Source organism: Pedobacter sp. SYP-B3415 (genome assembly GCF_004138205.1).
In the GTDB taxonomy this organism is placed as follows: domain Bacteria; phylum Bacteroidota; class Bacteroidia; order Sphingobacteriales; family Sphingobacteriaceae; genus Pedobacter.
Genome location: NZ_RXNQ01000003.1, coordinates 121839 through 140025, shown reverse-complemented (window position 1 = coordinate 140025; position 18187 = coordinate 121839). Strand labels below are relative to the sequence as shown.

The following is an 18187-nucleotide window of genomic DNA, read 5'->3' as shown; positions in this document are numbered from 1 at the left end:
TTTTTATGATGAGAAATTATGCACGTATATGTCTGGTTGGAATGGTCGTAGCAGCGCTTACGGCCTGTTCATCCGAACAAAAGGACAACGCAAATGATACCGTTACAAAGTCGTCAGGTTATTCAGATTCAAGTACGATCGATACAACAAAACCGGTTGATACGACGAACGCACCGCCGATAGATACGGTAACAATGAACCCGTAACGAAATGCCAGACCTGCCGACCGGCAGGTCTTTTTTTTACCAAAAAAACAGGAAATGAATACGAACGAACATAACAATCCGCATACGATGTATCCGGTTCCACCTTTTGATACAGATACCCAGCGGCCGCCGGGCATTGAAGCAGCAATGTCGCCAAAGGCCGATCATGGTGAAGATTCGTACAGGGGGAGCGGTTTGCTTCAGGACAAAAAAGTGATTATAACCGGCGGCGACTCGGGAATCGGACGCGCTGTGGCAATCGCTTTTGCACGGGAAGGAGCAGACATTCTGATCAGTTACCTGGATGATGTGGAAGATGCTGATGCCCGGGACACCGCCCGGCTTGTGGAAGAGGCGGGGCGTGAAGCCATCCTTGTGAAAGGAGATATACAAGACCCGGATCATTGCCGGTCGATTGTGAAAACGGCAGCCAGCCGCTTCGGCCGCATTGATATTTTGGTGAATAATGCCGCTTACCAAATGAGCCACGACACTATGGACGAGATCAGTGAAGAAGAATGGGATAAAACTTTTCGCACAAATATTCACGCCATGTTTTATCTGTCAAGAGCCGCTGTGCCGCATATGCCCCCGGGTAGCAGCATCATAAACACCACATCGGTCAATGCGTATGATCCCACTCCAATCCTGCTGCCTTACGCAGCAACGAAAGGAGCGATTCAGAATTTTACGGCAAATCTTGCACAGCAGTTGCTGCAGCAGAAAACAGGAATTCGTGTCAATGCGGTTGCACCTGGTCCGATCTGGACGCCGCTCATTCCGTCAACCATGCCCAAAGCAAACGAATTCGGACAGGACACCCCCCTTGGCCGGCCAGGTCAGCCGGTAGAAGTTGCCTGGGCCTATGTATTCCTGGCCTCAGACCGCGCCAGCTATATTGCAGGCGCAACCATACCGGTAACGGGTGGCAGGGTAACCATTTAAAATTGCAGGGGCCGCATGCCGGATGCAGCCCCTGCTCATTTTTGCCTGCCTGCATAATGGATTGTTGAGGTGCGGCTGTATCTTTGCACCGTACTCAGTTTTCTATATGCAACAAACCGTACTTATCATTGACGATGAAAAAAAGCTTTGTGACCTGCTTGCGCGGATTATCGGGTTGGAAGGTTATCATACACTTTCTGCCTATACTGCAAAAGAGGGACTTCGTCTTTTGAAAACACAGCAGGTGTCGGTCGTGCTTAGCGATGTAAAACTTCCCGATTTTAACGGCGTTGCGCTTGTTAAGGAGATCAAAAAGATCAGTCCTGCTACCGAAGTAATCAATCTCACGGCTTTTGGTAATATTCGTGACGGTGTGGAAGCTGTGAAGAACGGTGCTTTCGACTACCTGACGAAGGCAGACGATAATGACCGCATTATACCCCTGGTAAGTGCGGCGGCCCGCAAGGCGAATCTGCAGTTTCAAATGATGGAGCAAGGCAGCAGGAAAGATATGCCGGGCCTTTCAGACGTTATCGGGCAGTCGCCGGCCATCCGCGAGGCCGTTGAACTGGCCAGGAAAGTCGCCGGTACAGATACAACCGTTTTGCTGCTGGGCGAGACGGGAACCGGAAAGGAAGTCTTTGCAAGAGCAATCCACGCAGAAAGTGCCCGGAACAAAGGGCCGTTCGTTGCAATAAATTGCAGCGCCTTCAGTGCAACACTGCTGGAGAGTGAGCTGTTCGGGTACAGGGCAGGGGCTTTTACCGGTGCAGATAAAGACAAAAAGGGACTTTTTGAAGAGGCGGCCGGTGGAACCATTCTTCTTGACGAAATTGGTGAGATGGATCTTGAGCTCCAGGCAAAACTGCTGCGCGTACTGGAGAGCCGTACCTTCATCAAAGTTGGCGACACAAAAACTACGGCTGCAGACCTGCGTGTAATCGGTGCGACCAACCGCAATCTGCAGCAGGAAGCCGCTGATGGCAAATTCCGGTCTGATCTTTTTTACCGTTTATCGGTATTCAGTATTCCGCTTCCGCCACTAAGACAACGCCGGTCTGATATACCGGTATTGGCAGCGCATTATCTTGATGAATTCGGCAATCGTGCCGGGAGAACCGGATTGAAGTTCGATGCCGGGTTCAGCGCTATGATCAGCAGGTATGATTGGAAAGGCAATATCCGCGAATTGAAAAACGTGATCGAGCGCGCTGTAATACTTGCCGAAGGTGACGTGCTGTCAGCGGAATTATTGCCGGCCGATTTTCATGGCGACAGATCCGCAGATGCCTCATTAAATATGCAGTCGGTTGAGAAACAACATATTCGTAAGGTGCTTGCACATACCCATGGAAATAAGACAGAGACTGCGCGGTTACTCGGCATCGGTCTTACAACACTTTACCGGAAGATAGAAGAATATGGCATTTAATTCAGTTGCACGAAAGAACTGATTAACTATTAGCGTTAAACGAAGAAATAGCGGCCTGATCAGCGTACGCATGGGATTTATGCAGGAATATTCCCATTAGTTTTATGCGCCATAACTTTCATCGTCGTATTGTCATCCGATTAAAATTTAACACTTTTTTTAACATTTCGGCCGGCCTGAATATTTGGAAGGATGGCGCCAATTCCCGTCTTTTGATATAGAAACAAAGCAAGAGGGATTTTATGAAAAGGTTAACAAAAAGTTTCGCAGCTGGCGCGGTCGCGCTGCTGCTCATGGCAGGATCCACTTTCGAAGCAAACGCACAAAGACCAGTTCGCGGTGGCGGCGCCGGTCCGGGAGGCGTTGTGAGACCAGGTGGTTCCGGGGGGTACCGGCCCAGTACAGGCATCCGGCCGGGTATGAGTTACCGCGGAAGTATCGGAATGCGTTTCGGATCTCCTTTTTACAACGGGTTTTATGGTAATTACTACCGTCCGTTCGGTCCGAGAATCGGGTTTTACCTGAATACGCTTCCCTATGGATACTTTCCGTTTGCGTGGGGAGCTGATCAATTCTTCTATTCGAACGGATACTTCTTCCAACCGTATGGTAACGGGGGATACCGTGCAGTCAATCCGCCTATAGGTGCAGAGGTGCCATCATTGCCATTCGGCGCCCAGCGGTTCAACTACGAAGGCGGTAAGTACTATGAGTACAACGGTGTCTATTACGAAAAAACCAGAAGCGCAGAGGGCAAGCGAGTTTATCGCGTTGTTGGGAAAAACGGAAAATTTGGTGAACAAAGTGAGGAACAGGCTGCAAGTACATCTGATGCAGCGAAACAGCAGGACCAGGGACAGACAGGTGCCGAAGAATTGCGTTTTCCGAAGCTGGGCGAACTTTTGAACTATTTACCCGATGACGCCCGTAAAATTACACTGAGCGGCAAGACCTATTGGGTTACTCCCGATGAGATTTACCTGGAAGCTGCCGGGCAAGGCAGATACAAGGTGGTCGGCCTGCCGGGATCAATGAAATAATTAAAGCGTTAAGTATTTAGAGGAAGAGGGCATGTGTTGCCCTCTTTTTTTGTGGTGAATATTGGTTTATAGTGATGGAATTCAATGACTTAGGCTACTGGATCGATCCTGACTGCTGAAGGCACACGCCGGACGTATTGAAAACTAAACCCTGATAAAATAAAAAGGCCGCTATTGCTAGCGGCCCAAAAATTTTCTCCCGAAGGAGTTTTTTATCATCCCTGACACAAAGGTAGTAATTCTGCCGGATTTGCCAAATTTTTGATGGAAAACTTTTAATAAAAAAATGGCCATTTTAGTCTTCAGGTTTCTCTTTGGGACTGGCCATCCGGACAATCCGGGGTCTGAATACAGCCAATACATCGACAAGCTCCTTTTGGGCCGCCATGACTTTGTCAATGTCCTTGTAAGCCATTGGTGCCTCATCCAGATCAGACCCAAGTACAGAAACCTTATGTCTGAGCAGTTCGGCCTGAACAGCCGCCCGGTTAAGGGTTTTGAAGGCGGCACTCCGGCTCATTGCACGGCCCGCGCCGTGAGCGGCTGATTGCAAAGATGATTGTTCGCCTTTACCGCGCACCAGAAAGCCGGGGGCGGTCATTGACCCTGGAATGATACCGGCTACTCCGTTTCCTGCCGGTGTGGCGCCTTTCCGGTGTACCATAACTTCCCGGCCGTTTGGCAATTGTTCTTTCCATGCAAAGTTATGGTGGTTTTCAATCCGTGCAAGCGGGCGGATGCCCAGAGCCCGGGCAATCTTGTTATGTATTTCGTGGTGGTTAGCCGACGCATAATCGCCCGCAAGGTTCATTGCAATCCAGTATTCCTGTCCTTCAGATGTATCAAGATCCAGCCAGGCCAGATGTTTTGCTTCTTTGGGTAGGAGAGTTTTTTCCATCGCGAGCGCTGAATAATGAGCGGCGATGCTCCCGCCAAAACCTCTGGAGCCCGAGTGTGAAAGCAGTGCAAGGTAGCTGCCGGCTGGGATTCCTTCGAAGCCATCAGCCTGCATCTCCAGTTCCCCCCATTCAACGAAATGATTGCCTGTGCCCGAAGTTCCCAGCTGACGGTAGGCCTTGTCTTTCAACAAACGGATTTGTTTCGTTTCCTGCCATTCGGGCCGGTCAAAGATACTGCTGTCAAAATACGTCTGCGTTTCGCCACCTATGCCAAAGTTTGTATGCTGCAGCAGCAGTTTCTTCAGTTCTTCTGACCGTAAACCGGCAGCGCTGCCCGGCAGTTCAAATATGCTCATGCACATGCGGCATGCAATATCTACACCCACCGCATACGGTATGATCGTATTTGCTTCTGTAGCTAGAACGCCACCTATCGGTAACCCATAACCTTGGTGGGCATCAGGCATGAGCGCCCCCGCAAGGGCAACGGGCAGCCGCATCGCTGTGTTCATTTGAGCAAGCGCACCTGACTCAATAAACTCGCTGCCAAAAATCCTGTAAGATGGGGTTTCCTCGCGCAGCGCATGTACTGTGTGTTCAGCAGACTCCAATTTTCCTTTTTTAAACAACTTTAATACAGATTTCGCCACTTTATGAAATTCACTCCGGTCATCAGTTATAAAAGGTTGTGGGTCTGTTAGCACGGCTCTTACATTGCTGAGTACCTCCGGTTTAGACATTGCTCCTGAATTCAGCAGCCCATTTGCAACGCGGCTCATCTCTACAAGCAGTTTCAGATCACTTGCGCCAAGGGCAGTAAGTTCGCTATTGCTAATCTTTTCCTTTTTCATTGCTGGTCGTTATACAGCAGCGGTTCCTTAAGAGGTCGCTGCTGCTTCTGAAACGGCGGCAGGGCTGAAATTGTTCTGCCTGATCGCGGAAGCCGACGGGCATGTTTCAGGTCCTTTTGCTGCGCATGGCTTTCACGTGCTGCAGGGCCGGGTCTGCGGCAAACCTGCGGTAGTCATCGCTGTCTACGCCGTAAATCGCAATTTTGCCTTCCGGGTTGTGGTGTATTCCCCAGCCATACCGCTTGGTAAGCGGCGAACTACGCAGGCAGGGTTGGCCTTTGGAGAAAAAAGCAGCCCTTGCTTCGTCCTGTTCGGATAACAGCAAGTCATTTTTTTGTGCGTATGTTTCAAACACCACGTCGTCAGATGAATACTTGTACGGCGCACTCTTCAGCATGGAAAACTGAATGTTGGCAATGGTTTTGCCGCCGGTTTTTTCAGGCGGTATCTCGCCGGTGGCTGCCGGGCAGTCTTCCGCAACCTGGATAAAGGTATTGTAATAGTTGGTCGTTTTCATGAATCTGGTAATTCAGGAAATTACCAACTTTCCCGCTTCGGGCGAAACTTATTATGCAGAATTTTTGATCTCAGCCAGTGCTTTCTCCCACATTTCTCTATGGTCTTCAAGATACATCTTCTCGATCGGACCAGCTGTAATCGTCAGGATCGTTGAACCCTTAGCTGTTTTCTCCAGCGTGAAAAGTTCCGTATAGGCGCCAAGGCTGTCGCCGGGTTTCGGATTAATTTGGTCATAATACCGCAGTTCAAGACTGGCTCCGGGATCAAATTTGTTGATAATCCCGCTTGTTCCCACATTGCCCTCAAGGTCTGTCCATACAATGTTACTGCCTTGCCGCCAGTCGCTCTCGGCTTTCGCACCGCCACCAAAGGCCAGGCCCCAGGTGTTGTTAGGATTAATCAGCACTTCCCAGATCTTTTCTGCGCTGACATTGATTTCTATCGATTTGCTGATTAAACCTGTTTCTACAAAGTTTCTTAGTGCAATTCCCGTAATATGATTCCAGTCTTCACTAAAGCTCTCAGTGCTGAGCGCGCCATCATCCTGAGGGAAACTATCCAGACCCGAATGGGTAAGCTTTAAACGGGTTTCCCTTTCCGACTCAGCAAAAAGCTCAAACGTTACTTCTGAATCACCTGGAAAACCTTCATATCGCCAGCTATAGCTTAGTTTTTCCGGAGGAACACAAGCTGTGATCCGGCAAATGTGTTTATATTTTGTTCCGCCCTCAGGCCCTGCGGTGAACTCAAATTCAAATCCAACTTCCGGTCGGAAATCTTCAATCTCAAAATACCATTGGCGCAATTGTTTTGCGTCTGTCAGGGCTGTCCATACTTTCTCGATTGGTGCCTCGTAGGTCCGTTCAAAGACCAGTGCTTGATTTTTCATAAGATTCTTTTAGGGGTTAAAGATTATTATGCCCGGACTGCTCCTGCTCAAGGAAGCTGCCGAGCGCATCAAGTTTAGTGTTCCACATTTTCTGGTACTGGTTTACCCATTCTGCCACGTCATGAAGCTGGCCGAGATCTGCCCGGCAGATTCGTTCGCGGCCTTTTCTTGAGATGGTAACGAGTCCGCATTCGCTCAGGATTTTTATGTGTTTCGAGATAGCCGGCCGGCTGATGTCAAAAGCAGCGGCGACATGGTTCAGGTTCATGGTCTGCGTGGCCAGCATGCCTATGATAGCCCGTCGGGTTGGGTCTGCAATGGCCTGAAATACGTCTCTTCGGATCTGCTGCATAAATGAAACCATTCGGTTACCTAAATATAGGAAACCGGATGGTTACATGACAAATTTTTTGAAATTTTTTTTTAGATATTAAGCCTTAGCAGAAGGCAGCGGGACGTATTCTAAAGTTAAAACAATACTATTCCCGCACTCCAGCCTATCCAGCCGCGGGTATCTTTTATGCCGGTATCGATATGTCTGCCGCGTTCTTTCAGGAAGGCATAACCGGGCACCTGGGTTCGCTGATCAGAGTAATAGACATTGAATGCCGGACCGGCATTGATGGCGAGCCAATTGAGCGGCCGGTAGTGAAGCTTCAGATCGAAGCGATTCAGGATATTGACAGCTTCGCGGTCACCCTGATAGATGTACCGTGCACTGAGTTCGGGATTAATTAAAAAGTGGCGGCCGGTCTGTATCTGCTTGCCAAAGCCAAAACCTGCCGCGGTAAGTTTGGGCTGATTTCCGGCATTGCGGCCAACGATGATCGCCGTATAAAATTTCCGGTTGCCGGTTTTTAGTGTGGCATTGAGTGGGATACTTTCATTGCTGCTGAATTCCACCTGGTGAAGTCCCTTCGGTACGATATTTAACAAACCAAAGCTGTAGCCTGAAGAGGTGTCGGCAACATTGATCAGGCCAAGTTGAAAACCGCGCAGGTGACGTGCATAGTTGATCAGTGCAATGTGAAAACCATCCGCAGATCTGCCGGCCAGGTTAGCCAGGAGCGCCAGCCTGAAGCCGTCAAAATTCCGGCTGTAGTTGATGAAACCTGCAATTTGTCCGCCCCGGCCATCTTTCGCCAGGTTGCCTGCTGCACCAATTTGTAAGCCGTTCATTTGGGTAGGTACATGGTTGAAGAGACCGACCTGAACACCTTTAAAGGTTCCCCGCACATCATTGAATCCGAGGCCGACCTGCATGGCCCGGACATCGTTATTTACCAGATTATACAGTCCGCCGACCTGGAAACCGCTGAGGGACCCTTTTACGCGATTGGCACCAAGAGAAATTTGTACACCATCCACATCACCGCTAACCTGGTTATAAATTCCACCCGTCTGAAAGCCGTTCATATTGCCTCCCACAATGTTGAAACCACCGGCCAGCTGCATCCACCGGGCACTGCCCTTATTTATATTGAAGGCCAGACCGATTTCCAGGCCGTCGACACCAGCCGTGTAACCGCCCGTTGCGTTCAGCGAAAATTTATTCACCACCTGACCACTCAATGCACCATGTGAGCTCAAGCCCGGAGTAAGCGAAGCCTGAAAAGGCGCCCTCGCTATAAAACCTCCTATATTGATGTCCTGAATACGTTGCCGCGATGTGATCAGCCAGCGTCCGAAAACTGTATTTTCTATGCCCGAGACTTCTGCGTCATCACGGTATTCATAATCACTTTCCCGATCGCTCCTTCCCGCGTTCGCGTTTACAGTTACTTCCGACAGAAAATGTGTAGTTACATCGCGGTAGTTTTCTTTGCTGATTGTAAGTGCGATGGTGCCGGGACTGTTCTTCAGACGAAGACTAAAAAAGCCATCTGCATCGGTCAGTGTTGACTGTAGTAATCTCTTCTCATACACACTTGCATTTGGCAGGGCCCTGCCAGTTTCCTTGTCAACAACCTGTCCGCTTATAAAATAACTTTCTGCATTGCCAGACGATTCCCTGACTACCAACGAAAGTTGCAGCGGTGCATAACGAATTATAATAAACTGATGGGTTGTCCGGTACTCATACTGCCTGTTCAGAAGCCGGTCCAGTGTTTCTTCTATGCTCAGGTTATTTGTTTGTATGCTTACTATGCTGTCAGCTGGCAGGATATTACTGTTATAAGAAAACCTGAAGCCGCCCTGCTGTTCCAGTTGCTGAAGCAGCGCGCCCAGCCTGACACGTTCTGCACGCAGGGTAACCTTTCTGGCCAGGACCGACTGTCCGCGTACTTCTGCAAAAGCGCATAAGAAGACCAGGAACGAAACAAAAAAGTAGTGTCTTCCGCCCATTTATTTCAGTATAATCTGCTTACCGCGATACTCAACACGAAGACCAAATGTTTCTGATATAATGCCGATAATTTCCTGCAGGCTTTCGTCGCGAAACGTGGTGCTGATTGGCAGCTTGTTCAGTTCCGGACGGCCTGTTGTCAGATCAGCATCAAACTTGTCATTAAGCACGGGAATGAGCTCGCCGAGCGGTGTGTTGTCGCAGACAATGGTCCCGCTTACATAATAATTATAGAGGGCTCCCGAGTTCTGCAACCTGGGCAGCTCCATGGTATCATTCGTAACGCGTGTTTTCTGCCCGGCTGTCAGTGCCACCGATTTTTTATTCCGGCTGACTTCAACCTTTCCGCTCGCCACGGTTACCGTTGTTTCCCCGTTCCGGCTCCTGACGTTAAAGGAGGTTCCCACTACACGGACCCGGATATCGTTAACGGTGATAATAAAGGGCTGCGATTTATCCGGGCTTACGTTAAAAAAGGCCTCACCCTGAAGTTTCACCTGTCTGATGCCGCCTGTGAACCGATTGGGGTAGGAAAGTGAAGAGTGTTTATTTAATGTTGCAAATGTGCCGTCGGGAAGCGTATCCTGTTTTACGAGATCTGTCGTGCTGATATTGATCTGAGTAAGCCGGCCAAACATGCTGTAGTAGGTTATCCAGCCAAGTCCGGCAAGCAGGACAAACATCGCGGCAGTGCTGATCAGCCTGCGGCTAATGCGCCATCCTGCCGGTTTGGCAGGGTACTGCTCCTGTTCAAGCCGGCGGTTCAGCCTTAACAGCGCTGCCTCAGCATCAAGGGCATTGTCGGGACGAAGTTCACTTTTTTGCAGTATGATGCGGAATTGTTCCAGGTGCCGGCGGTGTTCCGGTTTTTCGGTTAACCAGTCCTCAACGGCAGCACGCTCGGCTGAACTTGCCTCATTAAGCAGGTACTTTACAAGCAAATCGTCATTTACAGCTATATTCTTTCTGGTCATATGCGTTCAAGTAAAAAGGCGAAGAACAGGGGCAGGAAGTCTGCAAGTTTTACCCGCAGCACGCGTAATGCTTTGCCCATTTGATTCTCTACGGTTTTAACTGATATATTTAAAGCTGTTGCTATTTCATGGTAACGAAGCTGTTCCATGCGGCTCATCCGAAAAATTTCCCGGCACTTCAGCGGCAGCTCCTCAATGGCCTGAAAGATCTGACGTTCCAGTTCTGATGCCTGCATGTGCTCGTCAGGAGCCGGACTTTCGGCAGGCTCATTAGCGTAATGCAGTTGAAAGGCGCTGCGCACTTTTTGATGTTTGAGGTTGTTCAGACATTCATTATGTACTGCACGGTATAGGAACGATTTAAGGTATCCCTCTGCATTCAGTTGTGCACGTCGTTCCCAAATCCTGCAAAATACATTTTGAACGGCTTCTTCTGCCGCATCACTGTCTTTGAGCATATTGTTCGCATAGGCATGCAGGTGTTTATAAAATTCAAGAAACACCTGGTCAAAAGCAGCCTTATGCCCCTGTTTGATCTGGTCGATGCGCGTGTAATCGTCTGGTTGCACAACTATTGATAATTGACGGGCGCTAAGATACAGGCTTTCCCTCAATTTAGCAGTGGCAGGTGTATTCTTAAGCCGTAACGCTATATTCATTGCCCTTCAAAAATTAGTGGTGCTTCTGCCGCAAGCAGATTGTGCTGCATGAATAACCTGACGTAACTTTCTTCGGTCAGATCTGTGTGCGGATCCAGATCAATCATGAATTGCAGGCGGCCACAGCTGATATGGCAGCTGTGATCGGGCTCCACATAAAAACAGACATTTCCCGCCGGAAGCGTTAAGTGAATGGTGTTGTGCATCCGACCTGGGCTGCAGTTTGTTCCGAAAAATCTGCGCAGGCTGGTCAAAAGGGTGTATGCTGAAAAGGAAAATATCATGGATTGCTCTGTTTTAAAATTACCCGCAGTTTCTTACGAATGATCAGCGTTTTTACCATCGCCGGCAGGATATGATCCAGGAAAACCATCAGGCGGTTCAATACGCCCGGAACAATTTCCCGTTTGCCTTTAAAAAGTCCGTCTATTGCTTCGCGCGCAACCTGGTCAGGTTCCAGGATACTTGCGGCCGAAATTCCTTTCAGACTGTGGTTCATCACGAGCAGTTCAGGTTTTGTATGGATACCGCCCGGACTTAACAGACTTACCTGCACTCCAGATCCGGCCAGTTCCAGTTGAAGTGAGCGTGTAAAATAGCTGATAAAAGATTTTGTAGCCCCATAAACCTGCTTTTTAGGAACGATGAACTGTCCACCCAGACTGCCAACATTCAACAAGTATAACTTTTCTGGGCGGCAGGGCTGTTCCAGGAAAAGCCTGCTCAGCAAGACAGTACTTGTTATATTCAGATCGATCTGCGTTTTGTAAAAGCTGATTGACTTGTCTGCAAACCATGACCAGTTGCCCAGACCCGCGTTGTTAATAAGTATACCGGGATAGATACTCCGGTTAGCCAGTTCTTTAAAAATGGATGTACAACTGTTGCTTGCCGTAAGGTCGGTCTCAAAAATATCCACCTTGACGTTGAAATTAATGCGGATGTACCTGGCCAGCTCAGGAAGACCGGTTTTAGGCAAAGCCACAAGCACCAGGTGGAAGCCACGGCCCGCAAGTTCAAAAGCAAATGATTTGCCCAGGCCCTCGCTGGCACCTGTAACCAATGCAGTTTGTGTGTTCATTCTTAGTGATTTTGAATGTGTTCAATTGTTCTCTTTAACCCTTCGGCGAAAGGCGTAATTTGATAACCCAGTCGTGTGATAGCCTTGGTGCTGCTGTATTTCTGATCGGCATTTAACCGGTCGGCAAACTCCGGCAGAAAGTGAGGCGGCAGACCTGTCAGTGCAGATTTAAGCTTTTCAAACCTGCTGTAAGCTTTAATTACCGGCACCGGTACATGGAACAAGCGGCGTTTATGTCCGGATAAGCGCGCCAGCGCGCCAAAAAACTGGTTAAAGCTGATGTCTTCGCCGCCGAGAATATACCTTTCGCCGGCTTCGCCATGCAGCATGGCTTTAAGGTGCCCCTGCACTACGTCATCTAAGAAAGCATAGTTCGCTACGTTTTCTCCCGTACCGGGGATGACCCGCCACCGCCCTTTCAGGTAACCGCTTACCATTTTGCTTACTGTGTTGCTGTCTGTAACCGGGCCTTCGCCATATACACGGGAAGGGTTGACGATTACAACGTCGAGTCCGCTTTGGACCCATTTTCTTACCTCAAGTTCCGCCAGGTACTTCGTGCGTTCATAATGAATAGGAAAACCGCCGATCCGCGGGTCATCTTCAGACATCGGATACTTAACGGTGGGACCCCATACCCCGCAGGTCGATGTGTATACGATGCGGTGTATGTTTTGGCGGACCGCCGCTTCAAGCACATGGCGTGTGCCCGTTACATTAACCTGGTAAAAATCATCGGTATTTTTGCACCACATTTTCGCCAGGGCAGCAGTATGATAAACCTGTACGCAGCCTTCCATGGCAGCAGATAAGGTTTCTTTCTCCAGGATATCGCCGCGAAAAAACCGGATATTGTTATGTTGCGGTAAAAACGGGTGAGTGATGTTCCGGCAAAGCGCGTGAACAATATGGCCACGCCGTGCCAGTTCCAGGCAGAGGCTGCGGCCAATAAAGCCGCTCGCCCCGCTCACAAATACGTGTTGTTCTGTTGTCATAGTTTCGGGGTTCAGGCAAGTTCCATTTGGATGGTGTACAGAGTATGGTGCACAACTACGCGCTGACAGATACCATTGGCGAAATAATAATCGTTGAAATTCCCGTCGGGCAGTTTGATACGGTAACTGTGCGCACCGGTTTTTTGAATGGCAACAAATTGCTGAAAGTTGTCTGAATACACCTGGTTGATGTTGACCGGTTCTTTACAATATAGCAGCATCATGTTGTACGCAATAGGAGATTTGAAGGATTTTGTTTTTTCGCCCGAGACAATTTTATAGTCGTCGCTGCAGAGCCAGGTTTTCTTGCGGTCTTTTTCCTTGCCATTGACGATGCGGCAGACATTTGAGCTCAGCAGTCTTCCTTTGCTGAAATGCGCCTGATCAGTCGTGCTCACACGAATGCTGAAAAGCAGGCTCGTTCTGATCTGGGAGGTCATCCTGAGGTGAAGGTCATCGCCAGTTACCTTTTTTACGAATTGCATGCTGCCTATCTGGTCTCCTTTGTGAATAATTCGGTAGGTCGTGCTGTTTTCCTGGGCAGACACAATAAGGCAGAGCAGGACCATGAAGAACAGAGGCAGAGCGGCCCGTTTCAAAATTGTCAGATCTGGAAGCACAGGCGGCGTGATGTTTCGCCTGAGCAGGGCTGGACAAATAAACTTTTTGTACAGCCAGATGGTAAGTGCTGGAATCATATAACTTTTTAAATGTGTGTTCTAAGCTGATATGACCCTAATACAACACATGGGGGCTATACCCCCACGCGCTGAACAAAAAAAGAAAAAAAATACCGGGCTAGTGTTTTGCCTGCCAGGCACCGCGTTTACGGTATGTATCGCTATACATGCGCAGTTTGTTTTTCAGATGTTGTCTTGCCATGAAGATTCTGGTCTTAACAGTACCGATAGGGATAGACAATTCCACAGCAATCTCATGGTACTTGTAGCCCTCAAAGTACCGAAGAAATGGTATCCGGTATTCTTCTGAAAGTGAACCAAGGGCCGTCTGGATGTCTCCGCGCATAAATTTGTTCTCTGCAAGGTTAGCGCTTGCACTGGAACGAAGCTGCTGCGAGGACAGGTCTTCGTTTACTTCGATAACCGCCGTCCATTTCGCTTTGCTCCGGTAGCTATTGATGAACGTATTACGTAAAATGGTGTAAAGCCAGGCTTTCAGGTTCGTCCCGTCTTTGTAAAGATTTGCGTAACGCAGCGCTTTCAGCATGGTCTCCTGCAATAGGTCTTCGGCATCATCGATATTGTGCGTAAACCGCAGGGCGTAATTTTTAAGCGAATTCCGATACTTGCAGATGGATGATTCAAGGGTGATCGCATTTGTATTCATGTTTCTCAGGTTTGATTCAACATTGATTCCTTTGTAATCGCGCTAATTGTTATCATGCCCGATAAATCTTTGCTGCACCTGCCAGATAAAGGCTGCAGACGATTATGTCAGCCCGATGGTCTGACACAGGCAGGAAAGCGTTAACGGATGTTGAGAGCCTAATTTCTCCCTGTTAAAACCGGGGGAAACAGAGAACGGTAATAGCAGAATCTGGAGCGAATTCAGATGAACAGATAATGAGGTTTCGGATAAAATTGTCCGGTTGGCCGCGTAAAGCCTAACGAAGTATGTCTTTAACAAATATACCCAAAAAATGTTTCGTTTTTCTTATCAGCAGGGTAAGAATACCCCACTGAAAAACCGGTAGCCAAGCCTACCAGTTACTGATGTTGTTAGCCGTGGTTAAAATGACCGGAGCCTTATCGCGGGTAACCATGATGGTGTGCTCAAATTGTGCAACATAACCGCCGCGGTTACCGCAAAGCGTCCAGTTGTCGGCTGCGGTATCCGCGAATGTTGAACGTGTAGAAATAAAAGTTTCAATGGCTACAACCATATTTTTGCCGAACCAGTCGCGGTTACCGCGTTCATAATAGTTTTCAATACCCGGCGATTCGTGAAGTTTACGGCCAATACCGTGTCCGGTCAGGTTTTTTATCACGGTATAACCAAGGCGCCCCGCCCGGTCCTGTATAAACTTTCCGGTTTCATTTACGCGTTGTCCGCTCCGTATGCGTGCAATCGCATCAAGCAGGATTGTCTTGGAGGCATTGACCAGGGGCATGTGACCATGAATGTCGCGTCCGACTATAAATGAGCCGCCGTTATCTGCCCAGTAGCCATCAAGTTCGGCAGATACATCAATGTTGATCAGATCACCCTCCTGCAAAATGCGGTCTGCCGCCGGCACACCATGTGCAACCTCCCCATTCATACTGATACAGGTTGCACCCGGAAAACCGTAGGTTTCTCTGGGGGCTGAGCGCGCTCCGCTCTGCTCAAGCAATGAGGCGCCAAAGTTATCCAGCTCAAGTGTGCTCATCCCGACCCGGGCATGCTGCTTCATGGCAAAAAGGGCGGAGGCCACAGCCTCAGACACACGGGCCATTCCGGCCATTTCGTTTTCGTTGCTGATCGACATTTTTTTGCCTGCAAAGGTGCGTCAATCTCATTTAGAGGTATTGGATATTTTCGACAAACGGAATGTCTTTGTAATGCTAAACACGCACTTTGAAAATTTGCTTAAACATTTAAGTAGCGTGTAAATGCATTTTTTTGTACTTTCATCCCTGAACCAAAAATAAAACCCGAAATGAAAAAACAGACTTTTATTTTTTTGTGGCTGTGTCTTGTCACAGCCTTTACGGCCGAAGCGCAGGTGCTCAATAATGACCTGTCTGCGCTGGCGCAGATCCAGCAGGGCATGCGGTCGCGCCGGGTAAGCAGCCATGACAGAACCGGTGCAAACGACGACTTCATGAGGATACCCGATAAACAGCGTAAAACGATCTTCGAGGTAAAAGGTGCCGGTATGATTAACCATATCTGGATCACCATGGCGCCCGAGCCTCAGAACCTGAGCCGAAATGATGTAATTATCCGCATGTATTGGGATGGAAATGATACCGCCTCTGTGGTATCGCCAATCGGCCCCTTCTTCGGACAAGGCTGGGAAGAGTCTTATGACTATACAGCCTTGCCGTTATCAGCCAGTCCGGTGCAGGGGCGGGGCATGGTGAGTTATTTTACGATGCCTTTTTCTAAAGGCGCCCGTATCGAGATTGAAAACCAGGCGGGTAAAGACATCAACTCATTCTACTACTTTGTAGATTACGTTGAAATGGACAAACTCCCCGCCAATACCGGTCGCTTCCATGCCTGGTACAACCGCAAACTGACTGAAGCACCCGAAAGCGGAGAGAATGAATGGTCTACCCTTGGCAAGCCCGGAACCAATACCACCGGAAAAGATAATTACCTGATCGCCGATATAAAAGGAAAAGGGCACTTTGTGGGTGTGAACTATTACGTGCATTCTCCTACACCGATGTGGTATGGTGAAGGGGATGACATGTTTTTTATTGACGGGGCCGAAAAACCCACTTTGCTGGGAACCGGCACGGAGGATTATTTTAACACGGCCTGGTGCCCGAAGACGGTTTATACGCACCCATATTTCGGCTACCCCCGCGTAAACAATGACGCCGGTTGGCTTGGCCGCACGCATTTGTACAGGTTTCATATTACAGATCCGGTGTATTTCGATAAAGCGCTCCGGTTCAGCATTGAGCATGGACACAACAATGTGCTCACACTGGATCTTGCCAGCGTAGCCTACTGGTACCAGAGCCAGGCTGTTGGCGTACCCGGTATTCCTGATAAGGCAGGAAGAAAACCAATGCCGTTTGTCGACTTTATCGACATGCACAAATGGCGTCACGAATGGCGGAAGAACTCGGGCAATGGTCCGACACTCTGGAAAAACAAGTAAAAAAAACCGAACCCGGCTCACAGCCGGGTTTTTTATTTAAGACTCACCGTTGTTCGGGGATAGTCTTGCGAAAGTATATAGCCTTTCGGTTTTCAATAAATGTAAAGCTGTGGTATCTGACCGCTCACCGCCGCAGGGGCTCCTTCATCAGGCGGAATGCAGCTATCGGCTCCGATGGATGGCGGGACCCTGGTTAACTAAACCGGATGGGAGCGGCAGCCGCGAGGAACGAGCGCTACAGCGTACAGCCGGACTGCCTTGAATGCCATGCTTCAGGCCCGGCTTTCTAAAAACTTCGATTTCCTGATCTTTTGCCGGAAAAATTGTCGTGTTATTTAAGCGTATCGTTGTGCACGCCGGCCTTCGATCTATAAGCCGGCTTACCAGCCTGTTAGCTGCTGGTCAGTGTGCTGCTAAAACGTATCGTGTTGCGTTGTAATTTGTTGATAGACAAGTATTTAAGTGTAATTTTTTTGATTTTTCGACTTCGGTTAGCTTATATTTGGGTCTAACCAGATATTTAGCGGGGGCCGGCCCCGGATTTAAAAACCAATGCATGGCAGCGGCTTGTCAAGGACAGGCCCTGTAAATTCAACTCGTTAATTACAATCAATCCTAACCAAAATGAAGACAAACAAGAAACAAATTGTCCGGTCGTGGGCACTTGCAATGACTGTATTATTCAGCCTTCAAGGCTGTCGGAAAAATGAGGCGCCGCAACAGGACGCAGCAGGGACGCCCGAAAAAAGTGCCTCCGCCAGCACAGCCCAGGTCTGGCCAAGCTACATCAATACCCAGTTTAACCACAGCGACGGAACCTTTACGTATGGCGAGGCTAGTGCCGATTTTGGTGGCGCCACGCTGCAGGGCTGGAACGAAAGCCGGGCCTGGATCTCAGGTAACTGGGCACGGGCCACACTGATGCCTAATTCGGTTTCGAACGGACTTATCTCGCAAGTAGACATTTCTGATGGCTCTGCCTATGAAGCAGATTTTAAGATCCGTTTTCACAGCGACTTCGACTGGAGCCGCGGGGGAAAGGTCGGATTCGGGTTTCTGATCGGCGAAGGCAATACGGGCTGCGATGTTCCAACAGACGGCAACGGCGGCAGCCTGAGGCTGATGTGGTACAATACGGGCAGCAGGGTTTTCTTTCAGCCTTATGTATACCACAGAGACATGGCGGGCCCATGTGGCGATACCTTCAACAAGTCATACCCCTCGGCCGGCAGTCTCGCCAAAGGTGCAACCTATAATGTGCACCTTTATGTGAAAAGTAATACCGGATCAAATAAAAATGGCTGGGTACAGGTGCGCATTAACGGCACAACGGTACTCGACCAGGCTATCCGTTGGACCACGAATGATGCTCAGCGACTGATCAACCGGTTGTCATTCCATAATTTCCGTGGCGGAAAAGATGTTGCGGTCTGGGGGTCAAGCCAAACCAGCTACATTTATTTTGATGACCTGGTGGTAAACAAGATCAGCAATTAATCAAATTATTAACCG

Annotated in this window: 19 protein-coding genes; 6 read left to right on the top strand and 13 right to left on the bottom strand. The window is 49.1% G+C overall.

Translation table 11 applies throughout. The features are described from left to right. Positions 1-5 precede the first annotated feature (5 nt). From EJV45_RS02455 to EJV45_RS02440, 4 genes are all read left to right on the top strand, one after another. On the top strand, positions 6-206 hold the full coding sequence (locus EJV45_RS02455) for a hypothetical protein (protein ID WP_129714058.1): 201 nt from the start codon (positions 6-8) through the stop codon (positions 204-206). Positions 207-260: 54 nt separating this feature from the next. Next, positions 261-1151, top strand: a complete 891-nt coding sequence (locus EJV45_RS02450; RefSeq protein ID WP_129714057.1) for an SDR family oxidoreductase — start codon at positions 261-263, stop codon at positions 1149-1151. A 106-nt stretch (positions 1152-1257) separates the two neighbouring features. After that, positions 1258-2583 (top strand): sigma-54 dependent transcriptional regulator, encoded by a 1326-nt coding sequence (locus tag EJV45_RS02445; RefSeq protein ID WP_129714056.1) that lies wholly within the window; start codon positions 1258-1260, stop codon positions 2581-2583. Positions 2584-2825: 242 nt separating this feature from the next. Beyond that, positions 2826-3623 carry a DUF6515 family protein gene (locus tag EJV45_RS02440; RefSeq protein ID WP_129714055.1) on the top strand — a complete coding sequence of 266 codons (798 nt, stop codon included), beginning with the start codon at positions 2826-2828 and terminating at the stop codon, positions 3621-3623. A gap of 295 nt (positions 3624-3918) precedes the next feature. Here EJV45_RS02440 and EJV45_RS02435 read toward each other — a convergent pair whose 3' ends face one another. The 13 genes from EJV45_RS02435 to map all read right to left on the bottom strand — a co-directional run bounded on the left by EJV45_RS02435 (position 3919) and on the right by map (position 15325). Next, entirely contained in the window at positions 3919-5373 is a 1455-nt protein-coding gene (locus EJV45_RS02435; RefSeq protein WP_129714054.1) for an RtcB family protein, read from the bottom strand. A gap of 106 nt (positions 5374-5479) precedes the next feature. Beyond that, the gene (locus EJV45_RS02430; RefSeq protein ID WP_129714053.1) at positions 5480-5890 is read right to left on the bottom strand and encodes a DUF6157 family protein; all 411 of its coding nucleotides are present in this window, start codon (positions 5888-5890) and stop codon (positions 5480-5482) included. Between the two features lie 51 nt (positions 5891-5941). Further along, entirely contained in the window at positions 5942-6781 is an 840-nt protein-coding gene (locus EJV45_RS19400) for an SRPBCC family protein (RefSeq protein ID WP_165304960.1), read from the bottom strand. Positions 6782-6797: 16 nt separating this feature from the next. Next, the gene (locus EJV45_RS02420) at positions 6798-7133 is read right to left on the bottom strand and encodes a metalloregulator ArsR/SmtB family transcription factor (RefSeq protein WP_240755169.1); all 336 of its coding nucleotides are present in this window, start codon (positions 7131-7133) and stop codon (positions 6798-6800) included. Between the two features lie 116 nt (positions 7134-7249). Beyond that, positions 7250-9127, bottom strand: coding sequence for a carboxypeptidase regulatory-like domain-containing protein (locus tag EJV45_RS02415; protein ID WP_129714052.1), 1878 nt, complete (start codon positions 9125-9127; stop codon positions 7250-7252). After that, the gene (locus EJV45_RS02410) at positions 9128-10102 is read right to left on the bottom strand and encodes a FecR domain-containing protein (RefSeq protein ID WP_129714051.1); all 975 of its coding nucleotides are present in this window, start codon (positions 10100-10102) and stop codon (positions 9128-9130) included. Next, positions 10099-10761, bottom strand: a complete 663-nt coding sequence (locus EJV45_RS02405) for an RNA polymerase sigma-70 factor (protein WP_129714050.1) — start codon at positions 10759-10761, stop codon at positions 10099-10101. The genes EJV45_RS02410 and EJV45_RS02405 overlap by 4 nt, the downstream gene beginning before the upstream one ends. After that, positions 10758-10967 (bottom strand): hypothetical protein, encoded by a 210-nt coding sequence (locus EJV45_RS02400; protein WP_165304959.1) that lies wholly within the window; start codon positions 10965-10967, stop codon positions 10758-10760. Before EJV45_RS02400 ends, EJV45_RS02405 begins: the two co-directional genes overlap by 4 nt. A gap of 74 nt (positions 10968-11041) precedes the next feature. Beyond that, the gene (locus tag EJV45_RS02395; RefSeq protein WP_129714048.1) at positions 11042-11842 is read right to left on the bottom strand and encodes an SDR family oxidoreductase; all 801 of its coding nucleotides are present in this window, start codon (positions 11840-11842) and stop codon (positions 11042-11044) included. Between the two features lie 2 nt (positions 11843-11844). Next, entirely contained in the window at positions 11845-12837 is a 993-nt protein-coding gene (locus tag EJV45_RS02390; protein ID WP_129714047.1) for an SDR family oxidoreductase, read from the bottom strand. Between the two features lie 11 nt (positions 12838-12848). After that, complete coding sequence (locus EJV45_RS02385; RefSeq protein WP_129714046.1) at positions 12849-13535, bottom strand: DUF6134 family protein; 687 nt, start codon at positions 13533-13535, stop codon at positions 12849-12851. Positions 13536-13635: 100 nt separating this feature from the next. After that, positions 13636-14184, bottom strand: a complete 549-nt coding sequence (locus EJV45_RS02380) for a sigma-70 family RNA polymerase sigma factor (RefSeq protein ID WP_129714045.1) — start codon at positions 14182-14184, stop codon at positions 13636-13638. A 373-nt stretch (positions 14185-14557) separates the two neighbouring features. Beyond that, positions 14558-15325: a type I methionyl aminopeptidase gene (gene map, locus EJV45_RS02375; protein WP_129714044.1), complete on the bottom strand. Its 768-nt coding sequence runs from the start codon at positions 15323-15325 to the stop codon at positions 14558-14560. A 171-nt stretch (positions 15326-15496) separates the two neighbouring features. Here map and EJV45_RS02370 point away from each other — a divergent pair, with 171 nt between their 5' ends. Next, complete coding sequence (locus tag EJV45_RS02370; RefSeq protein ID WP_129714043.1) at positions 15497-16675, top strand: glycoside hydrolase family 172 protein; 1179 nt, start codon at positions 15497-15499, stop codon at positions 16673-16675. Between the two features lie 624 nt (positions 16676-17299). After that, positions 17300-18172, top strand: a complete 873-nt coding sequence (locus tag EJV45_RS02365) for a polysaccharide lyase (RefSeq protein ID WP_129714042.1) — start codon at positions 17300-17302, stop codon at positions 18170-18172. Positions 18173-18187: the final 15 nt, after the last annotated feature.